Annotated in this window: 15 protein-coding genes; 5 read left to right on the top strand and 10 right to left on the bottom strand. The window is 42.5% G+C overall.

Annotation, left to right across the window (positions count from 1 at the left end):
• The first annotated feature begins 311 nt into the window (after nt 1–311).
• Together AMICO_RS06740 and AMICO_RS06745 are read left to right on the top strand one after the other, a co-directional pair.
• On the top strand, nt 312–1,508 hold the full coding sequence (locus AMICO_RS06740; RefSeq protein WP_013048704.1) for a CaiB/BaiF CoA transferase family protein: 1,197 nt from the start codon (nt 312–314) through the stop codon (nt 1,506–1,508).
• Nucleotides 1,508–2,437 (top strand): hydroxymethylglutaryl-CoA lyase, encoded by a 930-nt coding sequence (locus AMICO_RS06745; protein WP_013048705.1) that lies wholly within the window; start codon nt 1,508–1,510, stop codon nt 2,435–2,437. Before AMICO_RS06740 ends, AMICO_RS06745 begins: the two co-directional genes overlap by 1 nt.
• A 154-nt stretch (nt 2,438–2,591) precedes the next feature.
• On the opposite strand, the gene AMICO_RS06750 is transcribed toward AMICO_RS06745, so the two are convergent.
• The 6 genes from AMICO_RS06750 to AMICO_RS09970 form a co-directional block, all read right to left on the bottom strand.
• On the bottom strand, nt 2,592–3,677 hold the full coding sequence (locus AMICO_RS06750; protein WP_244392390.1) for an Ldh family oxidoreductase: 1,086 nt from the start codon (nt 3,675–3,677) through the stop codon (nt 2,592–2,594).
• A 208-nt stretch (nt 3,678–3,885) separates the two neighbouring features.
• On the bottom strand, nt 3,886–4,626 hold the full coding sequence (locus AMICO_RS06760) for an outer membrane lipoprotein-sorting protein (RefSeq protein ID WP_013048707.1): 741 nt from the start codon (nt 4,624–4,626) through the stop codon (nt 3,886–3,888).
• The gene (locus AMICO_RS06765) at nt 4,623–5,897 is read right to left on the bottom strand and encodes an ABC transporter permease (RefSeq protein ID WP_013048708.1); all 1,275 of its coding nucleotides are present in this window, start codon (nt 5,895–5,897) and stop codon (nt 4,623–4,625) included. Before AMICO_RS06765 ends, AMICO_RS06760 begins: the two co-directional genes overlap by 4 nt.
• Complete coding sequence (locus AMICO_RS06770; protein WP_013048709.1) at nt 5,894–7,066, bottom strand: ABC transporter permease; 1,173 nt, start codon at nt 7,064–7,066, stop codon at nt 5,894–5,896. The genes AMICO_RS06765 and AMICO_RS06770 overlap by 4 nt, the downstream gene beginning before the upstream one ends.
• A 1-nt stretch (nt 7,067) precedes the next feature.
• Entirely contained in the window at nt 7,068–7,766 is a 699-nt protein-coding gene (locus tag AMICO_RS06775; RefSeq protein WP_013048710.1) for an ABC transporter ATP-binding protein, read from the bottom strand.
• 27 nt (nt 7,767–7,793) lie between these two features.
• Nucleotides 7,794–8,951: a hypothetical protein gene (locus AMICO_RS09970; protein ID WP_013048711.1), complete on the bottom strand. Its 1,158-nt coding sequence runs from the start codon at nt 8,949–8,951 to the stop codon at nt 7,794–7,796.
• Between the two features lie 244 nt (nt 8,952–9,195).
• Here AMICO_RS09970 and AMICO_RS06785 point away from each other — a divergent pair, with 244 nt between their 5' ends.
• The 3 genes from AMICO_RS06785 (at nt 9,196) to AMICO_RS06795 (ending at nt 13,234) form a co-directional block, all read left to right on the top strand.
• The gene (locus AMICO_RS06785) at nt 9,196–11,583 is read left to right on the top strand and encodes a helicase HerA domain-containing protein (RefSeq protein WP_013048712.1); all 2,388 of its coding nucleotides are present in this window, start codon (nt 9,196–9,198) and stop codon (nt 11,581–11,583) included.
• A 25-nt stretch (nt 11,584–11,608) separates the two neighbouring features.
• A complete protein-coding gene (locus tag AMICO_RS06790; protein WP_013048713.1) occupies nt 11,609–12,778 on the top strand; it encodes an FprA family A-type flavoprotein in 1,170 nt (389 codons plus the stop codon).
• Nucleotides 12,779–12,877: 99 nt separating this feature from the next.
• Entirely contained in the window at nt 12,878–13,234 is a 357-nt protein-coding gene (locus AMICO_RS06795; RefSeq protein ID WP_013048714.1) for a DUF488 domain-containing protein, read from the top strand.
• Between the two features lie 34 nt (nt 13,235–13,268).
• Here AMICO_RS06795 and AMICO_RS06800 read toward each other — a convergent pair whose 3' ends face one another.
• From AMICO_RS06800 to AMICO_RS06820, 4 genes are all read right to left on the bottom strand, one after another.
• A complete protein-coding gene (locus AMICO_RS06800; RefSeq protein ID WP_013048715.1) occupies nt 13,269–14,390 on the bottom strand; it encodes a HigA family addiction module antitoxin in 1,122 nt (373 codons plus the stop codon).
• Between the two features lie 395 nt (nt 14,391–14,785).
• Nucleotides 14,786–14,914, bottom strand: coding sequence for a hypothetical protein (locus tag AMICO_RS10390; RefSeq protein WP_273015597.1), 129 nt, complete (start codon nt 14,912–14,914; stop codon nt 14,786–14,788).
• A gap of 75 nt (nt 14,915–14,989) precedes the next feature.
• Nucleotides 14,990–18,436, bottom strand: a complete 3,447-nt coding sequence (locus tag AMICO_RS06815) for an Eco57I restriction-modification methylase domain-containing protein (RefSeq protein ID WP_013048716.1) — start codon at nt 18,434–18,436, stop codon at nt 14,990–14,992.
• Nucleotides 18,433–21,630, bottom strand: a complete 3,198-nt coding sequence (locus tag AMICO_RS06820; protein WP_013048717.1) for a helicase-related protein — start codon at nt 21,628–21,630, stop codon at nt 18,433–18,435. The genes AMICO_RS06815 and AMICO_RS06820 overlap by 4 nt, the downstream gene beginning before the upstream one ends.
• Between the last annotated feature and the right edge of the window lie 83 nt (nt 21,631–21,713).

The raw sequence follows: 21,713 nt of genomic DNA on the forward strand, positions 1-21,713 counted from the left end.
TAAACCATTGCCCGCGAGATTGCAGATCACCTTAAAACAAGCAAAAACTTTATACTAGCCATCGCAAAGCAATGCGATTACTTCCTTCATGAAAATATGATTGCCAACAACCTCAATAAAAACTAGTTTCCCGTGAGAGTTTACCTTTCGAGCATTAAAATCGGATGCGTTTTTTATGAAACATTTAGATTGTGAGGAAAGAATATTACCTTAAATTTCACTAGTTCAATTTCCGAGGAGAATGAATGCTTTTCTATGTTTTTAAAATGAAACTTGTACTGTAAATATTACTGAAAGGGTGTGGAAATTTAATGGGGGTAAAAGGTGCACTAACAAATCTGAAGGTACTAGATCTCACGAGGGTATTGGCTGGGCCTTTCTGCACAATGATGCTTGCCGACATGGGGGCAGATGTTATAAAGATCGAGCAAGCAGGTCGAGGTGATGATACTCGTTTTATGGGCCCCTTTCAAAAGGGTGAAAGTGCCTATTATATAAACCTTAACAGAAATAAAAGGGGAATGACTCTTAATCTTAAAGATCCTGTGGGGAAAGAACTCTTTCTTAAAATGGTCAAGAAAGCAGACATTGTGACAGAAAATTTTCGTCCCGGCACAATGGAAAAACTAGGTATCGGTTATGAAACTCTGAAAGAAGTCAACCCACGCATCATTTATGCCGCTATTTCTGGATTTGGGCATACAGGGCCATACAAAATGCGCCCTGGATATGACATCATAGCCCAAGCTATGAGCGGTCTTATGAGCACTACTGGATGGCCTGGAGGAGAACCGACCCGTACAGGAACTGCAATGGGAGATGTTTTGGCAGGCCTTTCCTGTGCTATTGGCATTCTTGCTGCAGTCAATTCAAGAAATATAACTGGGATAGGCCAGAAAGTCGATATCGCCCTTGTAGACTCTGCAGTAGCGAGCCTCGAGATCATTAACATGATTTATCTTGTTGAAGGAAGGGTTCCACAAAGAATTGGCAATCGTTACGAGTCTACTTATCCTTACGATTCCTTCAAGGCTTCCGACGGTAGTCTTGTAATCGGAGCTGCTAACAATAAACTATGGCAAAGTCTTTGTCAGGTAATAGGAAAACCTGAGTTGGCAGAAGCCCCAGAATACCTTGAAGTCAAAGACCGTGTGGGGAAACACGAAGAACTCAAGGTTATTGTCGAAGAATGGACCATGAAACATACTGTCCAAGAAGCATTTGACTTAATAAATAAGGCTGGAATTCCTTGCGCTCCCATAATGACTATAGATAAAATCGTAAATGACCCCCACATAGCGGGAGACCGGGAAATGTTTGTTAAAACTAACCATCCGATAGCGGGAGAGCTGACGATAACTGGAAGCCATATTAAGCTTTCGGATACCCCCACCTCGATAAGAACTCACTCTCCTCTCCTTGGGCAGCATAATGCCGAGATACTAGAAGAACTTCTTGGCCTTGATATTGAAAAGGTCAAAGAATTAGAAGGGAAAGGTGTTCTTTAATGATGGACAAGCAGATCCCCCATTCGGCAACCATTCGTGAAGTATGTCCGAGAGACGGTTTTCAAAGTGTTAGGGACTTCATACCTACAGAAGATAAGGTAAAATTCATAAACACCTTGGTTGAAACTGGAATTTCAATAATGGAGGTTACATCCTTTGTAAGCCCTAAAGCCATCCCTCAAATGGCAGACGCAGCGGATGTAATGGAAGAGTTCAACAAGAGATGGAAGGACAAAGTAGATTCTGTAGTGCTTATTCCTAACCTTAGAGGCGCCGAAAACGCTCTTAAAGTTAACCCTGACTGGATCAACTTTGTACTGTCTGCCAGTGAATCTCACAACAAAGCAAACACCAAGAGAACCGTAGCCGAATCTCTAGAAGAGCTCAAAAGGGTAGCAGCAATAAAAGGAGAAACCAAACTATGCGTTTCTGTTGCTACCGCATTTGAATGCCCCTTTGAAGGCGCCGTTGATCCAGATAACGTGATCAGGGTTCTCGATGCCATATTCGAAATAGGAGTGCATGGAATTACACTTGCTGACACTATCGGAACTGCTAATCCATTCGAAGTGACTACGACACTTTCAAAAATCAGAGGAAAATACGGAAACTATCCATTCTTCCTTCACCTTCATGACACCCATGGAATGGCATTGGTGAACACTCTAGCAGCCTTGCATCTGGGATTCAACTGTTTTGATTCTGCTGCAGGAGGACTGGGTGGATGTCCCTTTGCTCCTGGCGCTGCTGGAAATGTTGCCACAGAAGACTTGGTCAATTTCTTAGAGAAAATTGGTGTCCATACTAACGTTGATCTTCTAAAAGTAATTTCTGCTGCAAGGAATATGAAGGCTTATGGCCTTAAAATAATGAGTCATCTTTCGGCAAGCAGTGTCGGGAAAGAAAGCGATAGTTGCCGTCAATTATAGATACGATGTAATCCAGAACACTTGGTAAAAACGAACAGGATGGGGCGGCTAGCCCCATTCCGGACTTTCACTGTATAGATACGTGCAAAAGAGCCCAGCCGCTGTTAATCGGCTGGGCTCTTTAACTTGCTTTCTATTTTCGTATATGCAGGTTTTAATTAAAGAGGCTGGGTATGTTGTAGTCCTTGGCAAAGCCCTCAAGAAGAGTGCACGTAGCTGCATCAAGAGGAACTCCATCCTTTATAGAAACAGCCCTGTTCCCCCATTCTTTTTCTCCGTGAACGTAGATTCTGTCATAGCCCGGTGCTCTTTCACTGTTCTGAATTTCAGTAAGAATAGAATCAACATGCTTTTTAATTTTTTCCGCATCTCCAAACAAATCAAGTCTGAAAACTGCAAAGAAATGGGCGGTTCCTGACCCTTCCCCACCTTGGAAAGTGTACCTGCTCCAGGTTCCAAGAGAAAGACCTGAACACAACAGCTCTACAAGAAGAGCAAGGCCATATCCTTTGTGACCGCCTAACATCTCGCCCTCTCCGCCAAGGTATAATTGCCCTCCAAAAGGCTCTTTAGAGAGAATAAGATCTTCAATATGACGGGCATCAGATGAGTTTTTACCATACTCATCCACGGCCCAGCCAATAGGCATCTCCTTCTTCCGTCTGCCATACACTTCAATCTTTCCGTGAGCAACTGTTGTGGTGGCCATATCGAGAAGGAATGATTCTTTATTATCTCTCGGTATAGCTACCGCTATAGGGTTTGTTCCAAGAAGCCTTTCTCTTCCCCCTGTTACAATGCCGCATTTAAGAGTGTTCGTGAAGGCCATGCCTATCATGTTGCGGGATGTCGCCATATCAGCCCAATAACCAGCTATCCCAAAATGGTTGGAATCTTTTACAGAACCAAAACAGACTCCTGATTCAAGCCCCTTTTTCAGGCACTTCTCCATAGTAAACTTTGATATATAGGGTCCTATTCCATGTTTCCCGTCTACAGAAAGAGAAACGGGGGTTTCATGAATAACTTCAGGTTCTGCTGCTGGCCTGGCGGATCCTCCCGCTACATTTCTCTTATACATCGCAAGGCGCGCAACCCCATGAGAAGGGATGCCCCTCGCGTCAGCTTCAACCAAAACCTTTGCGGTTATATCAGCCTGGGCCTGCGGGTAGCCAAAAGATTTAAGAACTTCAGTGGTAAATTCAAGCAACGTCTGAGCATCAACTTTTTTCAACTTCATCATTTATGCCTCCTCTGGAAGGGAATTCGCCCCTTTGGTTTCAACGTTCGTAGAATATCCTTGCCCCTAGGCCAGAATTTCTGGGCGATCAGGTAAACCAACAAGTTTTTCAAAAGCTTTCTTCGTGGATTCATCATCACCTGGCCCTTGTCAATGTCATCCCTTATTTTCTCTCCTTTGGGATAGATTGCCACTAACCACGTTCTGGCTATTTTCGCAATGATGCCTTAGAGAAGATGTAGTCAGGTATTTCAACGTTAAATTCAATAGCCTCTATGATAAATTCCGTACCCTCACCTGAGGCCAGGGCATCTTTAACCGTAGCCTTCTTGGGATACCACCGATCTTGAACTTTGAAAACCTCGTCAATCAAAAAGGTTTTTAATAGTTTGCCACTTTTGGCAAAACGATCCTCTCTCAGAGGAAGATAGTTTTCTTTATCTACCCACAATTTTCGAGAATGGTACGACAACCCTTCTTCTTTGGCAATGAGATCAAGAACATAACAGTCTCGATTGCTGAAACTCTCTTCACCAACGAGCTCAACGTCATACAAATTACTCAATTTGGGATCCTCCATATAATCTTCATAAGATATATCGGACCCCATCAAAGAACGCCTGAGCATATGGCCTGCTATTTTAATTGTACGGTCTGTGGTTGGCGTATATATCCATAGTTCATCGCCAAGCTTGAGCATTTTTGTCCCCTCGTCCCTAGGAGGGGAAAGGAATTCGCTGAACGCCTTATCCATACCCTGCACCCAGGATTGGGCCTGCATGGTTCGCATGCCTCTACTTCCCTTTACGATCATGGTGCTTATAACCTTCCGGTTATCGGCAATATAGTTAGCATCCACTTTCTCAAGAATGCCAATGCCGGAAAGCTCTTCTCCGTAGGCAATGGCACAGTGGGTTATCAGTAATAACAAAAGGATCAATTTCTTCATATTTCCAGCTCCTTAATAAGTTGGGCCGTTTCTCTCTTATAGATGCCTATGCCAGCAAACATGGCCCCCAGAACAGAGGCAAAAACTCCCGGCAAGAATCCTATAATGTAACTGGCTGGCGTCACCTGGGCTCGTATGACATTTGATATGAACATGCTGGATTTAGGCATCATTTCACCAAAGTCTATTCCCGTGTATTGCATGTAATACGAAATGGCGAGTCCTAAAGCGGTTCCTAAAATTGACCCTATGAGCCCAATGATCAATGATTCAACTATCATCCCGCGGTATAAATGCCCCTTCGATTCACCCATGGCAAGGCGAACCCCAATTTCTCCGTATCGACGCAGGCCATTCATCAAACCAGAGTTCCAAAGAACAATAGACATGGCCAAAACAAAAATACCAACAATAATACTTGCTACGGCTCCAGCATATCGCAAGTATTCCTCAAAATTATCCTGCTGACCAAGGGATGTCATTAGAGGAGAAAAATCATTATCTTCCCTTGCAAATTCCTTATTAAACCGCTGAGCCACCTTTTTCATACGATCATTTGAGTAAAGCATATCCTGCGTATACCCCACGATTTCACTTGCGCTATCCGCCATGTCAAGGGCATTTTGCACATCTCTGATATCAGCGATTACAGTGCCTCTATCCATGGGAATCATGCCGAAAAACACCGTCCCGGCAACTTTAAAGTTATAAAATGCCATAGATCCATACATGGTTGATCCAATAAGGGTCACGGTGCCGCCTATATCCACACCAAGTTTTTTTGCAAATTCATCGCTTATCAATATTTCGTTTGGCTGGCTGGGGTAATGGCCTCGCACAATGGATTTCTCTATATTGAAAAGTTCCTTTTCGGGAGTGTTTTCGCCAAAAAGATCTATTCCCAGGCCAAAGGCGGGACCCTGAGCCTTCGTTTCTCCCCTTTCGTCTGGGATATCAAGAAGCCCTCCAAAACGAATTCTCGCAGTCCATAACATGTTCTCTTCATTGTTTTTCAGCCAAGAGAGCAGGTCTTCTACTCCCATGATGGCCAAATCATTGGGGATCTGGTCTGAGAGTTCTTTGTATGCTTTTGTCATAACCTTTACATGGCCCGTATCAAACTTCGCCGTGGAGCTTATCAAATCCCCCATGGCTCCTTCCATGAAACAGTAGAGGAATACAGTTAAGAAAACCCCGGCGGTGACCATAAGAACGGGGAACAGGCTGCGTGATCGGTCTCTCATTAATCCCTTCAGAATAAAAATAATCATGATATTTTCCCCTTTAACGCTTCTGTGGGCTGGAGCTTTGCGATTTTGCTCGAGGGCAAAAAGCTGATAATCGTTACGATCACCATAAGAAAGACCATTGTTCCTAAAACAAGCTCTGCTGAGTATATGGGGTAAAGTTTATCTGAAAGGGCGAAACCATATCCCTCTACTATCTGGGGTATAGACAGCCCCTTTTCAGAGAGGAAAGATAAAAGAGGCATTCCGAAAATCAATGAAACGCAAATCGCCAGCACTCCCTGAATCACGCCTTCCATAGTAAAAAGCATAACTACCTGCATTCTTGTCATGCCTAAGGCTATTAATGTTCCAATCTCCTTTTTTCGCCTGAAGATAGAGAGCACCTGTGTATCAAAAATTGCGAGCATGCCCAGGAATAACAAAATTATGTAAATAATTGAGGCGGAAATTCGTTTCGTCTTTATCATTTCGGTAAGGTCTCTTATTAAAAAGGCCTGCGTATTAAAATGCCATGGGGGGAACGTTTCTATCTGGTCGATATTCCGGCTAACGACGACTATAGAGGCTTCATTCTCCGAAGCCGTCATTTGACGCAGCTCTTCAAGGGGCACCCACAAGATTCCGCTATCAATAGTGGGAACCTGAGTGTCCATAATGTGCACTACTCTCCCTTCCATGGCATCAAAGGTTCCGTGAACATCCCTCCAGCGTATTGTCACATAGTCGCCAATGGAAAGGTTTTTGTTCTTCGCCATTCTTTTACCTATAAGGATGGGCAATTCGCCCTCTTTACCATAAAGGGTGTGGGAAGGAATGTTTAAAATTGTCTGTGAAGGCTCGATGCCTCTAAGCTCCGCAGCCTGGGCTCGCCCCAAAAGATAGATCGTCGCCTGACGGATAAGGATGGGCACAGCTTTTTTATTTTCTATCATTTGCACCAGACCATTTGGGACAATGCCGTGGCCATCATCAATGGACAGCACATCGTATGGATCGTAATTCTGGTGCCAGTATTGCCCCCCAGCCACCTCATCTTCAATCATAGCTCTGGAACTTTGGGCAAGAATGCCTGTGTAGAGGCCCTGAAAGCCCACGATAACAATAAATGTCAGGGCAAGAACAGCCACATTGAGCCACGTTCTGAGGCCAGCCTCTTTAATGTTTCTGAACGCCAGTTTCGCGCCAAGCATCCTAGTGGGCTCCTTCAGAAATTATTTCATCCTGCGCGACCCGTCCATCGAACAAATGGATCTTCCTCCTGAGATATTTCATCACCTTTTCATCATGGGTGGCAAAAATAAAGGTGGTTTCAAGTTCTTTGTTGAGCCTCACCATCATTTCCAAAATATTGTAAGAGTTTTCACTGTCGAGATTAGCGGTAGGTTCATCAGCTAAGATCAATTCTGGTCGTTTCACTACGGCCCTGGCCACCGCCACCCGCTGACACTCCCCTCCAGAAAGCTGCGAAGGCCTCGAATCGATCTTGTCTGTCAAGCCAAGCCACTCCAGGGCATCAAATATCTTTTCCTTCCTTTCCTTTTGAGGTATTTTAAGAAGCAATAGGGGAAATTCTATATTTTCGTAAACGTTATAGACAGGAAAAAGGTTGTACGTCTGAAAAATAAAACCGATATGGTGGTTCCGCAATTGAGCGGATTCCTTATGGGACAAGTTTTCTACATTCCTGTCTATGACAACAACGCTGCCCTCTGAGGGAGCATCAAGAGCGCCAATAATGTTTAACAGCGTAGTCTTGCCAGAGCCGCTGGGCCCAATCAATCCGCAGAATTCACCCTTTTTAAATTCGAGATCGACGCTGCTGAGAGCCGTAAACGTATGATCCCCCATAGGATACCTCTTTGTCAGCTCTTTTATATTCACTATCGGCATCAACAGACCCCCTTTATGCCACGTACGTTAATAATTATACAATATAGTGCACATTATGCCTGTTCCGGAGTAAACGCTCTCAGTATCACAGCTATTGTGAAAGGCAGTTACGTTTATAAGCCAGTCGTCGTAGGTGCGCTGCCAGCTCAGGTTGGGGTACAGCTCGTCTTTTTGCCAGTCATAATATGCAATGAGTGTAATGGTATCGAGAACACTCGTGCTGAAATCCACTGAGATTGCCGATATTCGAGAGTCGGTTTCCAGTTCCCTTATACCGCTACCAGTGGATCGCAAATAATGTTCCCCGAGAATGTGAACGCCCGGGCCAATATCGAAGGTATAGTCGGCCCCAATAGTGAGATGCCTCGTCCAAAGGGAATGACTGGAATCCTTTTTTAACTCACTGAAAGCAGCTTCGAACCATAAGCCTATGCCAATATCAAAGCTGCCGTCTATAGCATAACGGTTCTCCACTCCGCCCATAAGTATGTCTGGCTGAATTCTACTCCACCAGTGTTTATCAACCCGTCTGTTGTGGTACGTAAAAGCCATTTCCCCCTTTGGAACAGGAAACTCATACCTGAAGCCATACTCCACCCTATCCCCATCTGTTTTAAAGGTTTCCAGCCCTTTTAGATCATCATTGCCGTATAGCCCCCATATCCAGATGTTCGAGTTGTTGAGAAAGTAGTATCGGCCAAGAAGGGCATATACACCATCTGTAATATTCAATGGATCTCGCGGATCAAGCTGATCAAACCATTTGAGAGAACGGAGTATGCGGGCCGGTCCGAAATTTATCCTCTGAAGACCAAGGCGCACCTCGTATCGATCGCCGGATAATCGCCCCCAAGCTCGGTACAAATCTACGTCAAAATTATCCCCCACCTCTTTAAATGAATCGAAGGTGGTGTGCGTATGAATATCCAGGGAAAGAAGGGCATCAATCGTAAGCGCATCGCTAATACTCCCGCTCCAGGTCACCTCAGGAATATATCTGAACCCCATTTGCCCGTCTATGTTGTCATTATAAACTCCCCAGAGGGAGACCTGCCCTTGATGTTCAAAAGCGTTAACGGAGGCAAAGTGAAGAGGCGAAACAAAAAGAAGCACAAAAACAAGCGTTGTTCTCATATATCTTCGCTTATCTTTTCTATCTGAAAAAAGCTTCTTTAAGGATTTCATGCACACAAGACCCTCCTATTTAATTTGCAGGCAAGATCTTTAAAGGATATACACGAGGCGGATATGAAGAGTTGTGCCGTTCAACGTACAAGACATAGCACAGAGAATTGTTTATGTAAGAATATCACTCTGAAACCATCTTGTGCAAACTTTGTTAACTGATATAAATATGGTACTTTATAATAAATATTAGAGAAATAGATTATAGTAGTGCATAGACATTGGAGTAACAGGAGGGATGATGATGGAAAACTTCGAACTCATGGGCAAATTCTATCTGGGGAAAGAAATAGAACCCCAAAGTGGTAAAGTGAGCGATAATTTAGTGCTTTATGATTCAAAGGACCTGACAACCCATGGAATGATCATAGGGATGACAGGCAGCGGAAAGACCGGCCTTGGCATAGCCCTTCTGGAAGAAGCCCTCATGGATAACATTCCCGTAATAGCCATCGACCCCAAAGGGGACATTACCAACCTTCTTCTATCATTTCCAGAACAGCGGTCAGAAGATTTTCTGCCATGGATCAACATAGAAAATGCGACTGCAGAAGGTTTTCCCCCTTCTGAATATGCTGCCAGGGAGGCAGAAAAATGGAAAAAGGGCCTTGCCGGGTGGGGAATAGACGGTGACAGAATAAAAAAGATGAGGGAATCTGTCAGCTTCAGTATCTATACTCCGGGAAGCAATTCTGGCATAAAAGTAAACGTGCTCGGGTCTTTCAGATGCCCCTCTGAAAAAATCATCAACGATCATGACCTTTTTTTAGAAAAGGTTCAAAACACTACATCCACACTCCTCTCTCTTCTAAACATTGAATCTGACCCCCTCTCCGGAAGGGAACACCTTCTCATATCAAAGATATTTGAGCAAAGCTGGAGAAACGGCAAAGATGTAGATTTGCCAATGATCATAAATGGAATTCAGACCCCTCCTTTTGCCCAAATTGGAGTTATGCCCACAGACACCTTTTACCCCCCAAGCGAGCGGTTCAAACTGGCACTTGCTCTGAACCAGATATTGGCGTCCCCAGCCTTTAACCAATGGATGACCGGAGTTCCCCTTGAAATAGGCAGCTTCCTTCACTCTCCCGAAGGGAAGCCCCGGGCCTCGATATTTACAGTTTCACACCTCTCTGACAACGAAAGAATGTTCTTTATTTCCATGGTCCTCAACGAAATAGTCGGGTGGATGCGAACTCAGACCGGAACCCCAAGCCTTCGAGCCATTCTTTACATTGATGAGGTATTTGGGTATATGCCTCCCGTAAAAGAACCACCTTCAAAAAAACCTCTCATCACCCTGCTCAAGCAAGCTAGGGCCTTCGGTATCGGAGTTGTTTTAGCTACCCAGAACCCCGTGGATCTGGATTACAAAGGACTTTCAAACATAGGAACCTGGTTTATAGGGCGCCTTCAGACCCAGCGAGATAAAGACCGCGTACTCGAAGGGTTGGAGCGGCTCGAAAATGCGTCAGGGTATGACCGCCAATTTCTCGACAAGGCCATAACGGGTTTGAAGAAAAGAGAGTTCCTCCTCAACAATGTTCACGAAAACAGCCCTTCTATTTTTACTTCACGATGGGCCATGTCATATCTCAGAGGGCCGCTCACCCGGGAGCAGATATCTTCTATTATGGAAGAAAGAAAAGAAGAACCCCATGTTGAAGGGGCTAAACCGGCCATGGAAAGAACCAGAGGCGTAAAAGGATACACCTCCCCTGTTAAGCCGGCCATCTCACCTGATGTCAATGAATTCTTTGTTGATCTTCCTGTCACATCCGATTCCTGGGCATATAAACCCTTTATCGTAGGTAGCGGTGACATTTACTATTCGAACCCAAAACTGGGCATTGAAGAAAGAATCGCCTGCCTATTGGGGGCAGAAGCCCCACACAATACCCTTGAACCAAACTGGGAGAACGCCCTTGAACTTGATGAGGGGGATCTTTGCAGAGAGGGCAACGAGCAATTGAAGTTTCTTGAGCTTCCGGCAGCTATGGCTAATCCCAGCAATTATAAAAAGTGGGAAAAAGCCTTTCAACGATGGATACGTCAGAATAAACCTCTTGTAATCTTCAAAAATCAGTCTTTGAAGCTTGCCAGTTCACCCGGAGAGGGCAGAGGGGATTTTGAAATACGGGTTGAGGAAGCCCTGAGAGAAAAAAGGGATATGGAAATTGAAAAACTAAGAAAAAAATATGACAGTAAAATGGCGACCCTCCAAAAACAGCTCATGGCGGCAGAACAGGCCATTGCAAGAGAAAGCGAACAGGCCAAGAACAGAAACATCGATACTGTCATATCCTTTGGCTCAGCCATTGCAAGCGCTCTGCTCGGCAGAAAAAGCCTTACTGCCACTTCCACTTATAGAATGGGCTCCGCCCTTTCAAAAGCGGGCAGGCTCAGAAAAGAAAAGATGGACATAGCAAGAGCCGAAGAAAAAACCCAATTCATACAAGAACAATTAGCCGCTCTTGAAGCAAGTTTGAATGAAGAAATAGAGAAACTTACAGAAAGCATGGAGAAATACAGGGAGGCAACCCAGGAACATCTTGTCCGTCCCCAAAGCACCAATATTAACATCAAGGTCTTTGGGCTCGCCTGGGTTCCTGTGGAAATAGAAAACTGAGAAAAGAGAAAGGGAGGTAGTGCCTATGAAGCCGAGGAACATAAGCGACAGAGTTCAATGGATGGGAGCAATTGACTGGAACAGAAGACTTTTCGATTCTCTAATCCCCCTTCCCGACGGAACCAGTTATAACGTCTACTTTGTTCAGGGATCTGAAAAGACAGCCCTAATCGACACAGTAGACCCTGCCAAAGTAGATATTCTGCTTGAACAGCTGAAGGATATTCCCCATATTGACTATCTTATATCCCATCATGCCGAACAGGACCATTCTGGATCCATTCCTGTGATTCTTGAAAAATACCCTGAGGCAAAACTGGTCTGTTCACAGAAAGCCAAAGAGTTGCTCATCGATCACCTATGCGTTGCCGGAGAAAGAATCAAAATCGTTGAAGATGGCGAAACCCTATCACTGGGAGACCGCAACCTGACCTTTATTTACACCCCCTGGGTCCATTGGCCTGAAACCATGGTTACATACCTGAAGGAGGAAAAGATTCTTTTTACCTGCGACTTCTTCGGATCCCATCTTGCGACATCAGACCTCTACGCAGGGGACGACCCCTATGTGTGCGAGGCTGCAAAACGCTACTATGCGGAGATTATGATGCCCTTCCACACAATAATCAGAAAAAACATGGAAAAGATCGAGAATCTCGACTTTGAGCTTATCGCCCCCAGCCACGGCCCAATCTACGATAAGCCCCAATGCATCCTCGACCATTATCGCGACTGGATTTCTGACAAGGTCTCTAACAAAGTGGTAATCCCCTACATCTCTATGCATGGAAGCACAGAAAGAATGGTGGATTACCTTGTAAGCTCTCTAGCGGAGCGGGGTATCAAAGTTGAGAAATTCGAGTTGTCCTCAACGGATATTGGCAAGCTTGCCATGGCCCTGGTGGACGCTGCCACCATCGTAATCGGAACGCCGACAGTGCACTACGGGCCTCATCCTGTGGTCTTCTCTGTAACCCAGCTCGCCAACGCATTAAAACCAAAGGTTAAATATGCGGCTATTATCGGTTCCTACGGCTGGGGAACCAAAGCGGTGGAACAGATCGCCGGATTAATTCCGAATCTGAAGGTAGAAGTGCTCGACACCATCATGTGCAAAGGCTTCCCACGGAAAGAAGACCTGAAAGCATTAGATGCCCTTGCCGACAAAATAAAGGAGAAACACTCACAGCTATAGACAAAACCTGCTTGCAAAACAGCGCGTAGATAGAGGCCGCATGAGCCAGTGGTGCGGCCTCCTTTTTAAAGCAAGCACTTCAACACCAGGAGGAAGAACATGGTTATATCGCTGAAAAGAATCTATGAAGAGCCAGATGTCAATGATGGATACCGCATTCTTGTGGATCGCCTGTGGCCCAGAGGCCTATCAAAAGAAAAGGCAAAAGTGGATGAATGGATGAAGGAAGTCGCCCCATCTAACAGCCTTCGCAAGGCTTTCCACAGCGGAGACCTTAGCTGGGAGGATTTTGAAAAGCAATACATAGAAGAGCTAGAAAACCAGCATGACACCCTTCGTGCCCTTGTAATTCGCGCAAAATCTGAAAAAGTAACCCTGCTCTACAGCTCAAAAAACAATGAACAAAACAACGCAACTGTGTTGAAAGAGTATGTGGAGCGGATGAGCATGAAATAAAAGAAAAACCTTGCCTAATGGCGTACTCCTTGAGCTAGGTGAAAATTATCGTATATTTTGTTTTTAAATAATTAAATTTGCTATAATGCACATACTCATCTTTTTGCAGTCTTCCAAGCACAATACCCGGGTGTACATCAATCATTTCGGCAAATCGTTTTATGCTCTGCTCAGTAAAAATCCGAGATTGTACGTACTCAAGATATTTTCCCCTAGGGATGAGAGTCTCCCTTGCGAATTCATCTGCTTCAGCTTCTAATTTCCGAATCAAATTCCCCGTCTGAGACATACTATCTTCTGTCACTATAGTCATCGTTTTTCTTCGTTGTAAAACATGTTTTATCTCATGAAATAAAGAAAACCAGAAAATATCAGATGATTTCAACCTATCGCTTATTGCTAACAACACTTTTTGATCGTTGTACCACTTCACTGCTCCATGTATTCCAGAAGATGGCAGATGAGGCAAGGTTACAAACGCAACGCCACAAGATTTGAAAATTCCATTTAGCCTTGGATAAAATACTTGAGGGTCTTTTATAGTCATCGTTCTTATTTCTGGAATTTTAGATTCCAGTTTCTTTTTATCATATGGGGCCACATCGATTTCTTTTCCAATATTTATAGCCGTCTGGAGCCATGCATTGGAATTAACCCTATTTTTTATATTTGGATTCTCAATGTTGTTTCTAAAATCGACTAGGAAATGCTCTTGGCTCAATAGAGAAAGAGAGGATATCTTAAAGTACTTACAAAGATTCTTTATCTTCTCTGTAACTCTTCTCTCTTCTGGCACTACACCTAATGCCGCAAAATACTTATATTGAATCATTTTGGCATATTCTTTTTCTTCTTCTAATTTCTTTTCTTCTTCGATTTCGATACATTTCTCTTCGTATTTAGCTTGCAAATTTAACCATAGACCTGCACTCGTACCAAGCATTATGGATAACTTCATCGCCAGGTTTTCAGATAAAGAAGCTGACCCGGCCAAGACATTACTCAAATGTTTTGGAGATGTCCCCACCCTTTTTGCAAATTCATCCTGTGTTATTTCCATATCATCAATTAGTTCTTTCAAGTAGCAACCCGGATGAAAAGCTAAAATATCACCATATTCTATTCTGCTCGCATCGATAATTTTAGTTTTACTCATAATGAGGACTCACCTCCAAAATCTCCACCACTTTTATCATTTTCCAACCAACTTTTATTACCTATTTGGTAATATTTTCTTATATATTTTATCATAAAAAAAGCACAGACATGTAAAAGACTATTTCAAAACTTGGCTATAGATTCACGCCATTGGAATAATAAAACGATCTCTGAGAAAACAAAACAAGAGGGGGCGTTGAAACTTCCCAAATGGGAATTTGGCCCTAGCGCTGATGCGGCAATATTTTGCCGCATGGCATCGACGAAATGGGGCTCAAGGAATATATGGATATGGAGCGACTCAACAAACATATTGGTTACTATATTACCTCTTTAGACACTTCTAAGTGTGCCTCGATAATCTTATCCAGCCGCAGTTTAATATTCTTAAAATCAGTGTTTAAATCGAGTGTTTTTACACTGATTTGATTCCCGCCCATCATACTTTTCATCTGTCCAGTGCTCAGGAAAGTATTGTTTACAGGCAACAATAACAGCAACCAAACTGTCGCTATTAATCATCAATGCCCCTCCTCTATTTTTTCTTGCGACATTAGGTATGCCTCATAACTGATCTTTTCAGATCTTCGTAATTAGTTATAAAGAGCCGCTTCCTTCCACAATGGCTATTTCTTGAGGGGTAAGGTCGTAGAGTTTATAGACGAGCTGATCGATTTGTTTTTCCAGCTCCTGTGTATCAACACTTATGATTTGTTTTTTAGCGGTTAATATTTCGTCCGTTAACTCTTCTATCTTATCTATAACAGAACTGTTTTGAGGAATAATCGGAAGGACTGGTAGAAGCTCCACGTATATTTTTTTCCATCTGTTAGTTCCTGTTCCTGAAGAGGCGCAAATCGTATCAAAATACCAGTTTATAAGAGATGAGTTCAAACATCCCGCCAAATATTTGGATCTCGAATGTGTCATCAAAAATGTTGTTGCTTCTGTATAGATTCCACTTTCAACACAAGAAAAACGCCCTTCATCAACAAGCTCAATCCAAACAACCTTCTCTTTCTCAAATTCAGAGTAATACGCAATAGTATCTTGTGTTTCAAACCACTTGTTATTCGTTAATTTACGAGCGTTGATGTTCAGTTTGGGGTATTTTTTACCGGATTGCTCTAGTTGTCGAATATCAAAATTATTGAGCAGATAATTCTTAACAGCAGGGTATTCTTCGATATCTAAATGTAAAGATGGAAATGTTGCTATCAACCACAATCCCGCCCACTCATAGCTATACCGTTTGATATCCCGTCCCCTTAATATTGGCTTTAGAATTTCTGCACTTTTGGGGTCTTCCGCAACAAGCCGGTCACGGGTTGCCGTGTCAATAATAAAAGCTTCGTTAAGACCTGTTTTTATACCATAATTGATTTTTACATCCCATTCCCTCAAGGGCTTGCCCATTCTTTCTATTTTCTCTCTTAGCTTTAGCTCTGCATTACTGCCTATAAACCAGGTATCCTGGCTAAGATCCTTTAACGTCACACCGTTTGTCTGTAAAGCTGACAAGATATTAAGGTTAGAATCATCTTCACGAGAAAGAGTTGCTGCTTGCAAACTATTTTTATTCTTATTTTTTTGGATAATCAATATATTGGTATCTACTGTTGCAGAATCAAAAATACCCGGCCCCAGATCTATTAATTGCAAAGGATTGTATTCCAAAAAAAAGCGCCGGAGTTTTTCCCCATAGGCAGCACGCATCCATTTGTTGGAAGTGATAAAAACGAGGTGTCCGCATTTTTTGAGTATATCCATGCCTTTTTCATAAAAAAGGCAGTATATGTCGCCATTGGCATTATGAACTTCAAAGTTTTGACTCTTATAGGCATTTTGCAGCGGATTACCTCGTAATTTTTGGAGTTGAATATATGGTGGGTTGGCAATTACAACATCAAAACCGCCATTTTGACTGAAAACTTCAGAAAAATTGATCTTATAATCTATGGTGACTTTATAACCAAGGTTTCCTTCAGTGTTTTTGAAAAGGCCGAAGATAGCCTCGTCTATCCTATTGCGCAAGTTCCGTTTTTTATTTGGGTCAACTTCATCAAAAAACTGCCTCTTGAGCTCTTCCACTTTGTCAAGCCCTCTTGGTATATAGGGATAACCTAATAAAGAATCACCGCAAACAATCTTATAATCAAGGTTAGGAAGAGGTTTAATGTCATCCATATCATCTTCATCCACAATGAGGGAGAGCCACAGACGCAATTTAGCAATCTCAACAGCGCCTGGATCAATATCTACACCATAGAGAGTGTGTTCAATACAGTGGCGCTTGAAGTTGTATTTTGTACGAGGGCCTTCTTGAATGAACGTTGAAAGTACTTTTCGTGTTCTCACTATTTCGTTCATCATCCCAACTGGAAAAGCACCTGAGCCTACTGCTGGGTCGCATACGGTGATCTCTGCTAACTTCTGATCGATCAGGGCTGCGTTATTGCGGATAGCTTCGGGCATTTTGTGCGAGTACGTACGTGTTTCTCTTCCTTCATTTATAACGCGGGCTTCGTTTTGTCTAACCTGTTCGCCGCTATAAATAAGAGTTTCAATATCTTTCCTGCCTATTTTAGGTATGGTTCTATCTTCAACAGTCAGATTTAACTGCTCATTTCCAAAAGCGAAAATTTGAGTTCCGTCTTTTCCGTGGTAAGGAGCTTCTTTATTCAGCTCGGTATAGAGATAATTAACGAGACTTTGCTGGCACATATAATGAACAATTTCACGGGGGGTGTAATAAACTCCGAATTTTTTATTAAACTTGGTTTCCTCGCCACTTTTGCCGCTCTTCAATGCTTTTTTAAACTCATCGAAATTATCAGGGCGGATTGCATTGAATTTTTCATATGTCTTGCCCAGCAGTTCCGGATCAATGGCTACTTCTTTTTCCAGAGGCTCATCTTCCTTCACGGTAAAGTTATAGCGATCGAAGATATCTAAAATTCCGTCGCCGATATCTCCCTCTCTGGTTTTCCTGGTATTTGAAAACAAGGTATTAGGGAGGTTTATATCAGTGTGTACCCAATCGTAATTGCCGATAGGATCGAATAAACCACCATTTAGAAAGGGAATCTTGCAGTCAAATCGGCTGTAATAATCATCGGAGGAACTGCGATCAATACGTAAAGCTTCATAGAAGAGAGGCTCCAGAACATCATTAAAAAAATTGTTATACTGGCAACGTTTTTTCTCAAATAATTCACGAAGAAAATGCTTGGAACCAGTTCCCCAATCTTCATCGCGCCCAACACCGAACCAGCCTTTTTTCTGAAGAAAGTAAAGAAATACGATTTGGCCAAGCAATTTCTTTGCGAAGTTTACCGTATCTACACCATTGGCTTCAAAATTTTCTTTGATTTTCAGGTCTTTTTTTACAATGCGGTCTAGTTCTTCTTTAGTGCGGATGAAAAGGTCACGGTATTTAAGGAAAAACTCTTTGGTAACTGTTTCTATGTCAAAAGCATTTTCCAGCTCTTCAAGGCTGGGGGCATGTTCGTCATTTGCCAGTATGGTTACCAACCGGCTCTGGGCGGTATGGCTTTTTTCATTGACCCCAACGAGAAATGACCATCTCCTGGCTGGAGTAAATTCTTCACTTACACTTACACTTCCGGAAGGTAGTTGTTTAAACGTATAGTCCATTCTGACCAGAGAAAAGCGCCAGTCCTCTTCTTCTGGAGAAACATAAGCAACAAGGGCCGCATCTTTTATGCTTTTTCTGCCATATTTTCCCTGGAGGTATCCAGCGATAAAATTTCGTTGCGCAGTCCTGGCACGCTCAATAGATTTCTCTTTCTGTAAAGTGACGATAAGAATATCAATCCGATTTTTGCCATCGCTGTACGTTCCTACCCGTTCATATTTTCTGATGTGCTGCTTGTAGGCATCACGGATGTACTGACCATGAAGGTTAAAAGGATCCTCCTCTATTCTATTCAAAAGGTTTTTGATGAAATATATAAACTTGTTTCTATCAAAAGCACTCTCAAATGTTGTTTTGATAATATCCCGCGCCTGTTCTTTGTTCATTCTTTCTCACCTGCCAAATATAATGACAAAATCACTTCTCGCTTACCTGAAGCTGCTGGATTTTGCTCTGCATAATGGCTTTCGAGCAGCCCCGCAGGAACATTTGCCTGAAGCACGGCCAAAACCTTTAAAGGATTTACCAATTCTTTTCGCAGGGATTGCAACGCTTGGAGCGTATTCTTTGTGGTTTGTTTAGGCAGACCGCCTTCTTCAAGCTGGGTGAATACTTTTCTCAGGTAGTCCTCCTGGTCTTCGGTAAACTTCTGGGTATTACTCATCGTTGCCTTTAAAATCTTAAGGATGTTGGCGGCACTATCTTTTCCTTTTCCTCGTTGCGGCTTTGTTACTTCTTCTGTTGTGGCGACGATAAAGGCATTTTTGTTCTTGTCTAACAAGTCGTATATTTCTCCTGGGATGTGCTTTCTTTTTTCCTCTGGATTGCTTTCAAGCAATTTTGCAGCGGTCATAAAATCAAGTTCTTGCGCTTCATCTTTGTCTTTCGACATAAAGAACTTTTGCAACTTTCCCAGTCGGAAATAGGTTATAAGTGACCCGGCAGATTCAAACTTCTGTTTTGAAGTGCGAGCCTTTTTAGGCAAGCGTTTTATCCTTTCAAAAAGTTCGGCATTCTTTTCTCGAATATCCTGAATGACCCGTAAATATTTGAGTTCGCTTTCTTCACTCTCATCGTTGCCTTCCAGTGTTTTTGCAGATGTCAGCCGATCAAACAGTTCATGAGACCCTATGGGTTCGCCTTCTGTTAAAAGTTCCGCGTCACCACCAAGAAGAGTCAAAAAGGCATTGATTTTGCCTTCCGCTGCTTCTTTAAGCTTAATTTGGTCATTGGATTGCGTAGTGGGAAAGAAATTAAAGGTGTGAATGACATCGAAGGGAGTATCTACTCTGTTGATTCGGCCCACTCTCTGCATCATTCGCGTTGGGTTCCATGGGATGTCGTAATTAACTACCACATTGGACCGATGCAAGTTTACACCTTCCGATAGAACTTCAGTTGATATCAATATGCGATAATCGCCTTTTTTGGAGCGCGCACGAGCGTCAAAATTGGCGATCACTTTGTCTCGAACGGCTTCTTTCGAATCGCCTGTAAATAAAAGGACCTTTTTAGGATATTCCTTATTGATTTCTTCAAACAGATAATTGGCGGTTTCTTTAGATTCAGTAAAAATTATGAGATGATTTTTTTGTAAGGTGGCATTTGTCGATAATTCTTTTTTAAATTTAAGAAGTTTTGGGTCTCTATCTATCTGTTCCCATAACCTTTTTATTTCCATAAGAATGGCGCGGTCATGCTCCAGGTCAGTTCTTAGTTCGTCTTTGAAATCTTCACTGCTATACCGTTCAGCCTTGCCTTCATCTATCAATTTCTGCAACGCTTCGTCGTCATCGCTTTCCAGCAGTTCAAATATTTTATTGCTATATTTCTTGCTGACGTAGATAAAACCATCATCCAGTTCTTTCAAGAACATGTTGTAGGAATTAAGAAACCTCTGCCCGGTATTTCTAAATGCAAAAAAACTACTTTCAAGACGCTTAACAAGCAGTATTTTCATAAAGCGCCCCATGTTGCGCTGAGATTGTCTTTCAAGTTGATTAAGCTCATTTTTGTAATAAAGCATGGGCATATAACGGGCATATTTAAATTGGTTGGCGATATGTTCAATTGTTCTATTAAAAATAAAATCTTCTTTTTCATTAAGTTCATAAAATAGAGGGACTGGTTTTGCTACCTTCGGGAATTTCAAACCCTGCTCTTTGATATCACGAGAAAAATATTCTTCAATTTCTGCTCTGGTGCGGCGAACCATGAGATACTTCAAAACCTTATTCCGTATCTCACGAGCATTCTCTTTTACGGTTTCAATATATTTATCGTAATCTTTTTTGCGATCTAATTGTTTAAGTTTTTTATCGAGGCTGTTAAAAAAAGATTCAAGGTTGGGCAAGTTAGGAATGGTGCTTTTTTGGCCTTTTTGAAATAATTTCAAAAGGCTAAGTATGTCTTTGGGAGAGTTGTTATAAGGAGTTGCCGTAACAAGAATGACCCTTTTCCCCCGACATATTTCTGCTAGTTTTTCATAAGTTATTGTTGTTTCTGTACGAAAACGGTGAGCTTCATCAATAATAATGTTTGTGTATTTTTCAGTTCCCCTCTCAATAAGATTGTCTAGTCTACCAATGGATTCATAGTCTGCAGGAACTCTAAAGTCTGAAAACACATTGGGCCATGACCCTGGATTAGTCTTTTCTAAAAGCACTGGAGGGGCAATAACGAGGGTTCTGCCATCAAGCTGCCCTGCCAACATGGCTGAAATGTATGTTTTACCAAGGCCCACTACATCCGAGATAAAAACTCCGCCATATTCCAGCACAATCTTTTTGGCGTTTAAGACTGCTTGTTCCTGGTACTCAAGTCTTTTAAACTCCTGAGGAAGGTACCTTACAAAAACCTCATCGGTCTGACTTAGCTCATCTTTGAAATATTCGTAAAGAAATTTAAGGTACAACTCATATGGAGTGACATTTTGAGTCAGCCAGGTTTTATCCTGGATTGTTTGTACATATTTTTCGCTTACATCGACAGCGTCAGCCCATAATTTATCAAATTTATTTTTCGCGAATTCATAGTCGCTTCTGTTTTTCAGTTCCACGTTGAACTCTAAATTATCGACTAGCCCTGCCTGGGTAAAATTACTCGAACCTGTGATAACCCGTCCCCTGTCTCTATCGTCTTCACTAAATGTCATTATATAAAGTTTGGCGTGGATCTTCTTTGATGGATAAGCTCTTATCTCAAGCTTACCTGTCTTAATCCATTCTATGAATTTATGTACCCCTTCTTCTACATTTCTGTTATCCTCAGATTCTTCCATTTCTGCCAGCACAAGATTTTCAACTTCTTGCTTTGTTTCCGCATGGGAAAAGTCGAATAATTGCTGTGTTGCTTTATTCGCTTCTTCCATCACGTTAAATGTCTCTCTGTTTGTGCTAATGCCAATGAGAATTCTTATTTTCTGCGTGTCCTCGAGGGATGGGTAAATAGCATGGAACCCACTGGAATAAAAGTAGCCCACCAGACAATCGAAAAAGTCTGTGCTCTTGATCAGTATCTTGAACCGTTCTTTGAGATTTTGATTTTCTTCGTTGGTGATAAAAGAAAGGTCAGTGCTCATTTTTACTCTCCTTTATTAAACCCACGCCTCTTTGATTAAATTACGCTAATTCAAAACCACCTTTATAATTCGAATGAACAATA

This window comes from Aminobacterium colombiense DSM 12261 (genome assembly GCF_000025885.1).
Taxonomy (GTDB): Bacteria; Synergistota; Synergistia; order Synergistales; family Aminobacteriaceae; genus Aminobacterium; species Aminobacterium colombiense.

Excerpts from the sequence above, each read along its gene's own strand:
- AMICO_RS06740 (WP_013048704.1), top strand. The coding sequence starts at position 312 with ATGGGGGTAAAAGGTGCACTAACAAATCTGAAGGTACTAGATCTCACG.
- AMICO_RS06745 (WP_013048705.1), top strand. The coding sequence starts at position 1,508 with ATGATGGACAAGCAGATCCCCCATTCGGCAACCATTCGTGAAGTATGT.
- AMICO_RS06750 (WP_244392390.1), bottom strand. The coding sequence starts at position 3,677 with ATGAAGTTGAAAAAAGTTGATGCTCAGACGTTGCTTGAATTTACCACT.
- AMICO_RS06760 (WP_013048707.1), bottom strand. The coding sequence starts at position 4,626 with ATGAAGAAATTGATCCTTTTGTTATTACTGATAACCCACTGTGCCATT.
- AMICO_RS06765 (WP_013048708.1), bottom strand. The coding sequence starts at position 5,897 with ATGATTATTTTTATTCTGAAGGGATTAATGAGAGACCGATCACGCAGC.
- AMICO_RS06770 (WP_013048709.1), bottom strand. The coding sequence starts at position 7,066 with ATGCTTGGCGCGAAACTGGCGTTCAGAAACATTAAAGAGGCTGGCCTC.
- AMICO_RS06775 (WP_013048710.1), bottom strand. The coding sequence starts at position 7,766 with ATGCCGATAGTGAATATAAAAGAGCTGACAAAGAGGTATCCTATGGGG.
- AMICO_RS09970 (WP_013048711.1), bottom strand. The coding sequence starts at position 8,951 with ATGAAATCCTTAAAGAAGCTTTTTTCAGATAGAAAAGATAAGCGAAGA.
- AMICO_RS06785 (WP_013048712.1), top strand. The coding sequence starts at position 9,196 with ATGGAAAACTTCGAACTCATGGGCAAATTCTATCTGGGGAAAGAAATA.
- AMICO_RS06790 (WP_013048713.1), top strand. The coding sequence starts at position 11,609 with ATGAAGCCGAGGAACATAAGCGACAGAGTTCAATGGATGGGAGCAATT.
- AMICO_RS06795 (WP_013048714.1), top strand. The coding sequence starts at position 12,878 with ATGGTTATATCGCTGAAAAGAATCTATGAAGAGCCAGATGTCAATGAT.
- AMICO_RS06800 (WP_013048715.1), bottom strand. The coding sequence starts at position 14,390 with ATGAGTAAAACTAAAATTATCGATGCGAGCAGAATAGAATATGGTGAT.
- AMICO_RS10390 (WP_273015597.1), bottom strand. The coding sequence starts at position 14,914 with ATGATTAATAGCGACAGTTTGGTTGCTGTTATTGTTGCCTGTAAACAA.
- AMICO_RS06815 (WP_013048716.1), bottom strand. The coding sequence starts at position 18,436 with ATGAACAAAGAACAGGCGCGGGATATTATCAAAACAACATTTGAGAGT.
- AMICO_RS06820 (WP_013048717.1), bottom strand. The coding sequence starts at position 21,630 with ATGAGCACTGACCTTTCTTTTATCACCAACGAAGAAAATCAAAATCTC.